Below are 12337 nucleotides of genomic sequence, written 5' to 3'. Positions count from 1 at the left end.
CACGCCGGTGTTCAATCTCGCGTGGGAACATCGCATTCATACGGTCACGACCAATGGCGTGCTGACCTTCTTTGTGCTCTTTATCGGTCAGGAGTTCTGCTACTACTGGTATCACCGGATCGCGCATACGGTGCGCTTTTTCTGGGCCAATCATGCGGTCCATCATTCACCGAATCAACTGACCTTGTCGTCGGCGTATCGGCTGGGATGGTTCACGAAGATCATGGGTTCGGGGCTGTTTTTTACGCCGCTATCGTTCTTCGGCGTGCAACCGGAAGTCGTGATGGCCGTGGTCACGTTGAATCTGCTCTACCAGTTTTGGCTGCATGCAACGTGGATTCCGAAGCTCGGCTGGCTCGAATATGTGTTCAATACGCCGTCGTCGCATCGTGTGCATCATGCGTCGAACGAGCGATATCTCGATGCGAATTTTGGCGGCGTGCTGGTGATTTTCGATCGATTGTTCGGCACGTATGTCGCGGAACGTGCAGACGAACCTTGCCGATACGGCCTGACGACGCCGACCACATCGCACAATCCGATCGTCGTGGAAACGGAGCATTGGGTCAGTCTGGTGAAGGACGTGTTCCGTGCGAAAAGCGTCTCCGATGCAATCGGCTTCGTGTTGCGCCCGCCCGGCTGGATGCCGAATGGCGAAGGGAAGACGACCGCGGAGTTGCAGAAGCAAGCAGCCCACGCGCTCGAGCAGAATGCGCAGGCCAGCCGATAACATCGCTTAAATCAGGCCCTTTGGCTTCGGCGCGTTCGCCTTGAGTTGCGCCAGCAAAGCGATCGTGCGATCGACCTGCTCCTTCGTATGCGCCGCGCTGAGGAAGAACCGCAGACGCTCGGCATTGCGCGGCACGACCGGGAAGATCATCGGGAACGCGAAAACGCCTGCATCGAAAAGTCTGCCCGACATCCACAACGCGGTTTCCGAGTCGGGCATCATGATCGGAACGATGCCCGAATCGTGACTCGGGCCGATATCGAGTCCCGCGTCCTGCGCGCGCTGGCGGAAATAATCTGCAATGCCAATCACCGAACGCGCGCGCTGCGGTTCATCGCGCATGATGCGCAACGCGGCCAGCGCCGCAGCCGCGTTCGCTGGATTGGGCGAAGCAATATACAAACCGATGCCCGGCGCATAGTACTTGAGCATGGTGACGAGTTCCTTGCTGCCCGCCACGTACGCGCCGATGGTCGCGAACGACTTCGACAGCGTGGAGAAGTGAACGTCGATATCGCGTGGGTCGATGTCGAAGTAATCCACCACGCCGAGACCGCGCGGACCGATCACGCCCATCGAATGCGCTTCGTCCACCATCAGCAGCGCATGATGACGACGCTTGATATCGATAAGACGTGGCACATCGGGAATATCGCCGTCCATGCTGAACACGCCTTCGGTCAAAATCAGCGCACGCTCGTAGCTGCCCCGATGTTCCCGAAGCAAGCGCTCCAGCGCATCGTAGTCATTGTGCGCGAACGCGAGCCGCCGCGCGCCGCTGATCTTCGCGCCCGTGAGCATGCTGTTGTGAACCAGTTCGTCGTACAGAATAAGATCCTGACCGCGCGCGAGATAGCCGATTACCCCCGCGTTCACGCCCCATCCGCTCACGCCCATGACGGCTGCTTCGACGCCGAGCGTATCGGCCAGTTCTTGCTCGAATTCTTCGAACAAAGGAATCTCGCCGCGCACGATACGCCCGGATCCCGTCGATGTTCCGTACATATCGATCGCGTGTTTCGCCGCGTTCTTTACACGCGGATCGTGCGACAGATCGAGATAGTTGTACGAAGAAAAGTTGAGCATGTCGCGGCCTTCGACATTCACCTCCGCACTCGCAACGCCCAAATGCTGGCGATACATCTGCCACGGCAAGCGCTGATTGTCGTAGTACCAGCGCATGGTCGCGAAATCGCGCATTTCGGGGAATTGCGCGATGTCGTAATGTTCGGGCAGCAGCTTCACGCGGCGCGCGGCGCTCGCGGTTTCTCCCGTCTTGCCGAGAAGCCGTGCGCGCAACTGATCTACTTTCGTATCGATACTCATGCCTTGCTCTCCTCGCCATCAAGCCCGAATAAACTCAGCGTTCTTTCAGCCATGCCGCGAATGGTCAGATCGTTCAGAATTTCGAGCACGGATACGCTGATTCCCAGGTTCTTATCGAGCGATAGCTGTATCTCCGTGGCGAGCAGCGAGTCCACGCCGAGATCGAGAATCGGCCGGTCGATTGCAATGCTGTCCGCCGATGTTTCCAACTGATCGGCCAGCACGGAGGCAAGTAACCCGCTCAGCACCGTAAAACGATCCGCCTGCGGCAAGGCCACGAGTTCAGCGCGCAGACTATCGGCGGCGCTCGCTTCGCCCGCGACGTCGGCTGCAATGAGATCTGCGAAACGCGGTGATTTCGCGCCGAGCGTTTCGTAGCGCGCCCAATCGCCCCAGTTCGTGATCAGGCTGATTCCGAGTTGCCGCGTACCGCGATACATCGCGCGGCCGAGCCAGTTCAACGCTTCCGCCGACTCCATACCGCGCAGGCCGATATAGCGCATGAATTGCGCCAGCGTTTCGTCGCGCGTGATAACGCCAACATCCGCAATTGCGCCCCAGTTGATACTGGTCGCCGGCAAGCCGAGCGAGCGCCTGTGCCATGCGAGTCCATCGAGATAACCATTCGCGCTCGAATAGCTCCCTTGCTTCGCATTCCCGACGAGATTGGCGATCGATGAAAACAGAACGAAGTGGTCGAGTGAAAGATGCTTAGTGTGCTCGTGCAACAATCGCGCAGATTCGGCTTTGCTGCGCATGGTCGCCATGAGATTGGCCGGTTTGAGATCGACGATCGCTTCATCGGCGATCACCGCCGCTGCATGAAACACGCCACGCAAAGGTCGATTCAAGCTTGCGATCAGGCCGAATAGATCGCGTATTTGTACGGCATCCGAAACATCGCATGATACGCATTCCACTTCGACGCCGTCGGCTTTCAACGCCGCGACGAAAGCGCGGCGTTCATCCGTGTCCGCGCCGCTGCGCGATGCCAGCACGAGATGCTTCGCGCCGTGATCGGCGATCCACCGCGCGGTGCGCTGGCCGAAGCCGCCCATGCCGCCGGTCACGAGATAGGTCGCGTGCGGATCGAAAGCGATGTCGTCATACACTTCGACCGGCAGCTTGCGCTCGGACGCATTGAAATGAACGATCAGCGGCAGTTCATCGTTCGTCAGCGTGAGCTTGCGTGTCACGAGGTCTTCTATCGTCACGGACAAACTGACTGCGGGATTCAGATCGCGTCGGGTCACCACGCGCTGCAATGCCTCGATAAAGCGCGCGGAATGACGTTGATCGGTGCGCACGACCATTGCGCAATGATGTGGAATTGTCGTGGGGCGCGCGTGGCGATCGGTGTCGATCAGCGTGCCGCCTTCAGCGAGGCAGCGCCAGCCGAATCGCGCAGACCAGTCCGCGAGCGGCGCGGCGATCAGATCGAAACCGCGCGTCTCGCCGCGTAACGCTTCGAGCGTGTCGGGCGACGTGCGTGCATCGATCAGCGTCACGTCGATATCGCGTGCACGAAGCGCGGCGGCGACTGCAAGTCCACGTTGATCGGCGAATACGAGCGCATGGCTGTCCGCGTCGAACACGATCTGTTCGACCGCACGCTCCGCCATCGCGGCCTGCCCTGCCGTGACGAGCACGGTTTCGGCGGCCACATCATCCGCGAGTGGGCAAACAAGAAACGCGTCCCGTGCGCCGCGCAAATGCGATGCGAACTCGCCCGGTGCGAAGCCATACACGCGCTGTCCTTCTGCAAGGTCCGTCACGTTCGCGCCCACGGCAGTGACCGTCCCAACGATCTCGACAAACTCGCCGTCATAACCCCGATCATCCGATGCACGCAACGCGCGATTTTCCAATGCGAGCGCTTCGGCGCGCACTTCGATTTCATCGCAGCCAAGCGATACGCGCGGCGCCTGAATCAGCCTCACACTCGCGTCTTCGCTCCCTGCAAACGGGCGCACGCTGAACGCGCACGAAAGCGGTTCGATCAGCGGCTCCGATAAAGATAAGTCGTTGCCCAACTGACTGACGAAGCGCCGTCCATTGCGGATCGAGATTTCATCTTCTTCAGCATCACGAATCAGTTCTGCGATCAACACACGCGCGTCGATATCGCTCGGCTCAGCAGGCATATCAATGCTGGTGAAACGCATGCCGTCGAGTTCGCTGCATGCAACGCGTGTGAAACCGTTGAGCGCGGTTTGCGCTGGATTCACGTTCTCATCGTCCGATAGTGCAAAGGCTTCGCGCGTTACGACGTAAGCGCGCGGTCTTGCAGCAGCGGGCAAAGCCAGGAAATGACGCGTCACGGCGTGCAGATCGAGCAGTGCTTCGGTTGCGGTCGGATCGTGCTGATCGATACCGGCGTTCCAGCCATGAACGAAAACCACGCCGTCGAATGATGCTTCGATATCCAAAATAGACGCGCCAGCAGTCACAACGCTCACGCCCGCATCTCTCAGACCGGCGACGATTCGCTCGCTCATCGCCTCGTTATGCTCCGCTTCGATCACGAGCCAGCGGCCACCACGCTTGAGTTCGTGCATCGGTGCGCTTTCGCTCCATTCGTAGCGCAGCAGTTGCAGCTTCACCGCATCGCCCCATTGATCGACGCGCGCCAGCTTCGCCGACGATGCGGTCACGCGCATGCCACGAATCACAGCCAGCACTGCGCCGTCATCGCCGATCAGGTTCAGGTCGGCGATCAGGTCATTCGCGCTCATGCTCACGCACCGCGCCTCGCACCAGAACGACGCGGGCAGCACGGGCACGCTCAGACGCATTTCGTCGAAACCGGTAGGCAGCCAGGTCGATTCACGATCGTCGAGCATGCCGACGAGCATCTGAAAACAGGCATCGAGTGTGGATGGATGCGCGCGCCAGCCGTCCTGCGGCAGATCGGCCGGACATTCGATGCGCGCCGCCATGCGCTTGTTCTTGCCTTTGCTCGAAACACGCAAGCTGCGGATTGCACGGAACGCGGGACCGTACTGCAAACCAAGGCGCGAAAGATCGCGATAGAACGCCTCGGCGTCGATCGCGCTGTCGCACGAAGCAAGCATCGCGGCGATATCGACACGTTGGCGGTCAACGGACGACAACGCCCCGATCACGCCATCCAGATGCAGCGTGCCCGCGCCGTTCCTGCCGCTTTCGATACTGCGAATCGACACGCGCCGCGACTCGCTGTCGTAGGCGGAGAAGTAATCGATCGCGCGATCATTCGACAGCACCAGCGGCGCATGAATGCGCAGATTGCCGATGCTCCATCCGCACGCATCCGGATGCACCGTCGCCGCCGCTTCGAACAAGGTTTCGATATAACCGGCCGCAGGCATGATCGCCGTGCCCGATACGACGTGATCCTTCAGCCACGCCACGCCCTGATGCTCCAGATCGTTCACCCAGACGTGATGCGCGGGATAGTGCTCGCAACCGAGCATCGGACGATCCACTGTTCCCAACCGCCGATACGTTGCACGCTCCGTTTCCGGCCACAATCGCTCACGCTGCCACGGATAATTCGGCATCCCTATGAATTTGCCTCGTCCGTTCAGACACGTCCAATCGATCGTCGCGCCGCTCGCGTAAATCTGCGCCACCGCGCGCCGCATGCGCGCGCACTCCGGCTCCGGCGTCTGCTCGTTGCGACGCAGCGTTTCGACAAGGCGAATCTCGTTTGCACGCACTTTCGCGCAGTCACGCAGCGCCGAAGCCAGCACGGGGTGCGGACCGACTTCGACAAAGGTCACGAAACCATCGTCGAGCAAGGTCTGAATCGCATCCATAAAGGCGACGGAGCGGCGCACGTTCTGCCTCCAGTAATGCGCGTCGAAAGCGGGGCCATCGAAGTAACGTCCGGTTACGGTGGAAACGGTCGGAATTGCGGGCAGGTTCGCTTTGATCGGGTTCAGCGCCGCCTTCAGCTCGCCAAGAATCGGCTCCATCAAATGACTGTGATACGGCACTTCGACATTCAGCACGCGATTGAAAATTTCACGCCGCGCCAACTCTGCCGCGATCGCTTCGATGGCCGCCGTCTCGCCGGCAAGCGTGATCGTGTTCGGCCCGTTGATGGCGGCGATTTCCACGCAGCCGCCGTGTGCATCGAGCAGGGTCTGGATCGACTGCGCGGACGTGCCCGCTGCGAGCATGCTGCCAGTGCCCGCTGTGGTCGCTTGCAGGCGGCTGCGTTCATAGACCACGCGCATGGCGTCATCGAGTGTCAACGCGCCGCTCACCGCCGCCGACGTGACTTCGCCGACGCTATGCCCGACCAGCGCGCCCGGTTGCACGCCTGCAGCAAGCAGCATGGCCGCGACGCCCCATTGCACGATGAAGTTCGCCGGTTGCGCATACACCGTCTGCGTGATGCGCGAACTTTCCTGATCCTTCAGCATCTCTGCAAGAATCGAAAAGCCTGCGATACCTTGAAATACACGGTCCGCGTTATCGACCGCATCGCGGTAGACGGCGTCTTCCTGATAGAGCTGCTGGCCCATGCCCCACCATTGCGGCCCCATGCCCGTGAAAACCCACACCGGCAGCGACTTTCCGTGCGCGGCTTTCTGACCCGTCACGACCGCATCCGACTTTTCGCCTCGTGCAAGCGCATCGAGCGCTTCGATCAGTTCTGCGCGATCCGCACCCATGGCGACCGCGCGATGGCTCAGATGTGCGCGACGCATCGCTGCGGTATAGAGCACGTCACCGAGTTTCGTGTCAGCCGATTCGAGCCGCTCGCGATATCGCGCGGCAAGCGTGCGCAGCGCATCAGGATGACGCGCCGACAACGGCAGCGAGAGCGAATTACTAAGCAATGCTTGTCTTTCGTTCTTAGCAGCGACGGGCGCGGATTTCAACACCACATGCGCGTTCGTGCCACCATATCCGAACGAATTCACCGCCACGAGGAACGGTTCGTTCTCTTTCGCAAGCGGAATAAAGCCGTCCGCAAGCCTTACGCCCAACCGCTCAAAGTCGATGCCCGGATGCGGCGTCTGCAAGTTCCCCAACGCGAACGCTTCACGCTTCATGAGCGTCAAGACGGCCTTGATCAGGCCCGCAACGCCCGCGCCCGCTTCCAGATGCCCAATATTGCTCTTGATCGAGCCGATCACCACGCGCGCGTCGCCAGCGCGCCCTGCTCCGTACACCGAACCAATCGATTCCGCTTCGATCGGATCGCCCACCGCCGTTCCGGTGCCGTGGCATTCCACATATCGCACGTTCGAGCGATCGATATTGAAACGCTCGCAGACGTCACGAATCAGCGCGCTCTGTGCTTCGGCGCTCGGCATCGAAATGCCGGGCGTGCGGCCGTCCGAATTCACGCCTGCGCCCGCAACCGTGGCGAGAATCTCGTCGCCATCTGCAAGTGCGCGTTCCAGCGTCTTCAATACAATTACGCCGCCGCCTTCGCCGCGGCCGTATCCATCGCCGCGCGCATCGAACGATTTGCATTCGCCATCGCGCGACAAGAACTGGCCCTTGCACATACCGATGGGATATTCCGGGCGCGTCATCACATTCGCGCCGCCGACCACGGCCATCTCGCAGTCACCGTTCCAGATATCGCGGCAGGCGTAGCTGAACGCGACCAGTGACGATGAACACGCGGTATCGATCGACAGGCTCGGGCCGCGCAGATCGAACGCATGCGAGAGGCGGTTGGAGAGCATGGTCATCATCATGCCGGCGGCGGTGCCCGCGTTATGGCGCGCGCGATTTTCCGGCTGCATCAGCGTGATCATGTGATCGAGCATAAAGCCGCCGACATAGACGCCGACTTGCTTGCCCGCATGCGCCGTGAGGTCCAGACCGGCGTTTTCGAACGCTTCCCAGGTCAGTTCGAGCAACAGGCGCTGCATGGGGTCGAGCGTCTCCGCCAGGCGCGCGGGGAGATCGAAGAAACCCGCGTCCATTGCGCGGATATCCTGGGTGAGAAAGTTGCCGCGTTCGACATAGGCCTTGCCTTTCGCGTGTTCGTCGGCAGCGAAATAGCGGCGTGTATCCCAACGATCGGCAGGCACCGGACCCGCAGTGACCTTGCGCGCCCTGAGCGATGCCAGCAGCGTGTCCAGATCGTCCATGCCACCGGGCAAGCGGCAAGCCATGCCAATGATTGCGATATCGCGGGAATGGTTTTTGGTCATTTTATTCGTCATGCTGATTGATTTCGCAGGCGATTGAATCGCGCTCCGCCTGCTTGTTTATTATTCGAAAAACTGTGCCTGCACTTGCACACTGCGCGATTCGCGCATTGCACCATAGCGATCCCACGAAGGTCCGCTTTGCTTTTGCAACTGCAACGCCACATCGAAACGATCGAAATGACGGCGCAATTCAAGCCATACTTGTTTGCCGCCGCCCTGATCGAGCTGCATAAAGCCACTCGCATCAAGACGCCGCATGCCGGCGTTGCGCCAGATACCCATAAGAAAACCGCCATAACGCGTCGGCAATTCCTGAGCGGTCACGCTCGACTGAACCGCCGTTCCCCACGCCGCCGTATTCCCCGACTGAAGCGCGCGCCATTGCGAAGGCGTGGAACCTGCGCCACTGTGCTGGAATTCGGCGATCAGCGTCAGATCGAGCGGCGTGGTCCAGCTTGCGCCGACTGCCGAGCGCGCGCGGAAGGCGTCATCGTGCTGACCTGCGGCCTCACCCGCCAGCGATGCATGCCGTCCGCCGCTCCACTCCGCGTACGCCACCAGCGGCCGCGCCAACACTGCGCTCACGTTGACGCCGACTTGCGGCTGCTGCCCTTCTTCGCCATAAACAAGCATTTGCGGCTGCACCGTGGCGCTCACCCGCTGCGTGCCGACGAACAGCCAGCGGTTCACGCCGTTGGTCCGCTGAAAGTCCGACGATGCGTACGGATTGCCCGGCTCACTGCGGCTCGCCAGACGCGGCGAAAACAGCATCTGCACCGAACCGCTGTCCCACAAGCGCTGCGCACGCACGCCGACCGTTCCGAGCCGGTTTGTCCGACGGCTCTGCGGGTCCGGCGATACATCGATATCCACCGCGCCCGCCTTGAAATAGTCCGTCGGGTTATAGCCGAAGCCCGCGCCGTTACGCACGTCGATACGCCCTGCATCGGCGTTGGCGAGCGGTGTGATGTTCCAGGTCGCATACGCTTCGCGGATGGTGGTTTCATCGCGCGTGGACGCCGCTGCGCTCGAAAGCGGATCGAACCGGTCGAAGCGCCCGGAAAACTTCACGCCCACCGAAGATCCGAAGCTCTGCTGATAAATCAGACCGAGCGATGCCTGATTGCGCAGCGAAGACGGCGCATCGCGATACGCGCCTTCGCGCATCGCGTCCTGCACGAAAAACTTCCACGGACGCGGCGCAGACGGCGCAGCACTTTCGGCGGCCGATGTATCGGCGAGATTGAGCGCAGCGGCGTCGGCATCGTTCATGGTTTCCGCAGCCATCGCGGGTACCTGAGCGATCGATGCCAACATCGCGCACGCCATTTTTTTCACGAGCGCGCGCCTCATTGCGCCTTGATGCGCGGCAGATAATCTCGCTGCATCCACGCGTCGGGAATGTCCTTCCACGTGTAGTTCGAGAAGCGCATCACCGTGACCCAGCCCGGATCGAGCCCGTCGATGATCACCGCTTCGCCCGGCCGATCCACGCCAAGCTGCGGCATGTAGTTGCGATAGAACGCGGTCTTGAGCAGCCGATCGCTCTGCGCATAGAACTTGCCCTTCACTGGCCGATTATCCTTTGCATCAAGCCACATTTCGATGCGCTGATACTGCGCATCCGGCACGGTCTTCGTCAGTTCGAGCTTGTTGCAATGACGCGTTTGACGGTCGCCGTCCATCACGTCTTCGGCGCCTTTGAACGTGGCCGTGTAATCGTGCGAGAAGTTGGTGGTCATGACATCGCCATTCGACTCCTGACCGAGCAGACGTTGCTCAGGTGAGATACGCACGCTGGCCTGACTGGCGGGATCGTAAAACCAGAGATCGTCGCCGCTTTTGAGCATCAATTTACCGGCGTCGCGCACGGGCGCGTCGAAGCGCACCAGCGTGCGGTAGGTGCCGTCGCCATTGGGCTTGGAGAACACGGAAAGCGTGTTCGAATCGACCTGCTTGCCCGCACGATATTCGGTCAGCGCGGTCGTCAGAACATACGATTTCGACGGCGTGCGGATGGAATCGCTCGCGGCGAGCAATTGCTGCGCATCAGGCGTGGCTTGCGCAAAGGCGTGCGCCGAGAATATCGCCGCGATAAACGCAAGCGAAGAGATTTTGCAAAACATTCGCATGACTTATTATTTGAGAAAGAAAGAATCAAAGGTGGCGCAAGGCATCGACAATCGACAGGCGCGCTGCACGCCGCGCGGGCCACCACGCCGACAGACTCGCGACGCAGGCGAAGATCAGAAACGTGAGGCCGATCTGCATCCACTGACCCCAGACACGCGTAGTCAAGGCGATGGAATCGACACGCGCAGGCGGCGTCCACGTTAGCCCGCTGTGATCGAGCGCGAACGACAGCAATAACGCGACGATCACGCCCGCCGCCGTTCCCGTCACGCCGAGCAGCAAGCCTTCGCAGACAAAGAGGCTTTGGATATCGCCACGGCGATCGCCCATTGCGCGCAGCGTGCCAATTTCGACCGTGCGTTCCACCACCGACGTGCTCATCGTGTTGACCACCACGAACAACACGATCAGGCTGATCAACGCGAATACGAAGTCGAAGATCACATCGAACATTGCGTTGGTTTGATCGTAGGTCGGATTGAGCATGGCGAAATCAAGCACGTCTAACGATTCGCTCGCGAAGCGCGAAGCGAGCATGGCCTGAATGCGAGCCTGCGCTGCCGGCAATTGCGCGGTGTGCTTCAACTGAACTTCGATTGCCGTCACGCGCGGCGCTTCCATGCCATAAACGAGACGCTGCGCAGCGGGCAAATGAAGCGCGACGTAGATATCGTCGAACTCTTTGACGCCCTGCTGCTGCGCCTTGACCACATTGAAGCTGCCGACGTTCGGCAAGCCGCGCGCACTCGCCGCCAGCAAATCGATGCGCGTCGATTCGCGCGTGCTGGCCGAAGGCGTTTCCGCGGCGGCGAGCGCGAGAATGTCAGCCGGTGCGCCCGGACCTTCCTTCGATGCGACCGCACTCGTTGCGCAACCCGGCACATTCAGCGGCGTACAGAGTTGCAGCACGCGCGCCAGCCCTTCACCGATGACCGCCGAATCCGCCGCCGTGTTTTCGAGCGGCGAGGCTTCGAGCTTGTCGCCAAAGTTGTAATCGTTCCACGCCTGCATGCGCGTCTGGTCGCTTGCGATCGAACCTTCGGCATAGACCGTGCGCGACGCATCGGCCGCGAAGTTGCCCGCGACGCCGCCTAATTGCAGCGTCGGCGTAACGACGAGCATCATGTCGCGCAAGACGGGATCGTCCCGCAAGGCATCGATAATGCGTTGATAGTCGCGAATGCCATAACTCGCCGGATTGCCCGTGCCATATGCGAAATACCCACGCCGCTGAATTTGCAGATGGCCGCCCTGACGCACGAAATCCGTCTGCATGCCGAGCATGATGTCCTTGCTGAAGCCACCAAACAGCAACACGCTGCATACGCCGACGATAATCGCCAGCAAGGTCGTGATCGAACGACGACGATTGCGCTGCAGGTTACGCAGTGCCAAAGAAAAAATAAGCTTCATGCGAGAACGTCTTCCTGATTGGCGCGCTGATGTGCGACGACACGGCCATCGCGAATAAATACGTGTTCGTCTGCGGCAGCGAGCACTTGCGGATCATGCGATGAAACGATCAGCGATACACCGCGCTCGCGCTGCATGCGCCGCATCAGTTCGATGATGGCCTCGCCCGTGTGGCTGTCGAGATTGGCGGTGGGTTCATCGGCGAGAATGAGCGACGGCGCGGCGGCAAACGCGCGCGCTATCGCCACGCGCTGGCGCTCGCCGCCCGACAACTGCGCCGGCTTGCGATGCGCCTTTTCGGCAAGCCCGACTGCATCGAGCAATTCGTTGACACGCCGGGTGCGTTCGATACCGGACAGCTTCGCTTTCCACAGCGGATATTCGACATTTTCAGACGCAGTCAATACCGGCAGCAGATTGAAGTTCTGAAATACCGTGCCGATATGCCGCGCGCGAAAATCCGATAACGCGTCGTCGGTTAATGCGCCGATATCCTGACCGTCGATCAACACGCAGCCCCGATCCGGCCGGTCGATCCCACCGATCATATTGAGCAGCGTGGTTTTGC

The 12337-nt window shown here is 60.6% G+C and carries 7 protein-coding genes; 1 reads left to right on the top strand and 6 read right to left on the bottom strand.

Translation table 11 applies throughout. The annotated features are described in order from the left end of the window. Positions 1–730: sterol desaturase family protein (locus P7F28_RS01975; protein WP_277182761.1), on the top strand; the 730-nt coding region annotated here is incomplete at its 5' end. 6 nt (positions 731–736) lie between these two features. On the opposite strand, the gene P7F28_RS01970 is transcribed toward P7F28_RS01975, so the two are convergent. From P7F28_RS01970 to P7F28_RS01945, 6 genes are all read right to left on the bottom strand, one after another. Beyond that, on the bottom strand, positions 737–2056 hold the full coding sequence (locus P7F28_RS01970) for an aminotransferase class I/II-fold pyridoxal phosphate-dependent enzyme (RefSeq protein WP_277182760.1): 1320 nt from the start codon (positions 2054–2056) through the stop codon (positions 737–739). Further along, positions 2053–8223: a type I polyketide synthase gene (locus P7F28_RS01965; RefSeq protein WP_277182759.1), complete on the bottom strand. Its 6171-nt coding sequence runs from the start codon at positions 8221–8223 to the stop codon at positions 2053–2055. Before P7F28_RS01965 ends, P7F28_RS01970 begins: the two co-directional genes overlap by 4 nt. Positions 8224–8283: 60 nt before the next feature. Next, a complete protein-coding gene (locus tag P7F28_RS01960; protein ID WP_370467210.1) occupies positions 8284–9552 on the bottom strand; it encodes a hypothetical protein in 1269 nt (422 codons plus the stop codon). Positions 9553–9572: 20 nt separating this feature from the next. Further along, complete coding sequence (locus tag P7F28_RS01955) at positions 9573–10349, bottom strand: outer membrane lipoprotein-sorting protein (protein WP_277182757.1); 777 nt, start codon at positions 10347–10349, stop codon at positions 9573–9575. Between the two features lie 31 nt (positions 10350–10380). After that, the gene (locus P7F28_RS01950; protein ID WP_277182756.1) at positions 10381–11769 is read right to left on the bottom strand and encodes an ABC transporter permease; all 1389 of its coding nucleotides are present in this window, start codon (positions 11767–11769) and stop codon (positions 10381–10383) included. Beyond that, positions 11766–12337 (bottom strand): ABC transporter ATP-binding protein (locus P7F28_RS01945; RefSeq protein ID WP_277182755.1); only part of this gene is annotated, 572 nt, incomplete at its 5' end. The genes P7F28_RS01950 and P7F28_RS01945, both read right to left, overlap by 4 nt.

This window comes from Caballeronia sp. BR00000012568055 (assembly GCF_029439455.1).
Taxonomy (GTDB): domain Bacteria; phylum Pseudomonadota; class Gammaproteobacteria; order Burkholderiales; family Burkholderiaceae; genus Caballeronia.
This window is presented reverse-complemented; position numbering and strand designations above follow the sequence as displayed.

Coding starts and splice junctions, on each gene's coding strand:
- P7F28_RS01970 (WP_277182760.1), bottom strand. CDS start 2,056: ATGAGTATCGATACGAAAGTAGATCAGTTGCGCGCACGGCTTCTCGGC.
- P7F28_RS01965 (WP_277182759.1), bottom strand. CDS start 8,223: ATGACCAAAAACCATTCCCGCGATATCGCAATCATTGGCATGGCTTGC.
- P7F28_RS01960 (WP_370467210.1), bottom strand. CDS start 9,552: ATGGCGTGCGCGATGTTGGCATCGATCGCTCAGGTACCCGCGATGGCT.
- P7F28_RS01955 (WP_277182757.1), bottom strand. CDS start 10,349: ATGTTTTGCAAAATCTCTTCGCTTGCGTTTATCGCGGCGATATTCTCG.
- P7F28_RS01950 (WP_277182756.1), bottom strand. CDS start 11,769: ATGAAGCTTATTTTTTCTTTGGCACTGCGTAACCTGCAGCGCAATCGT.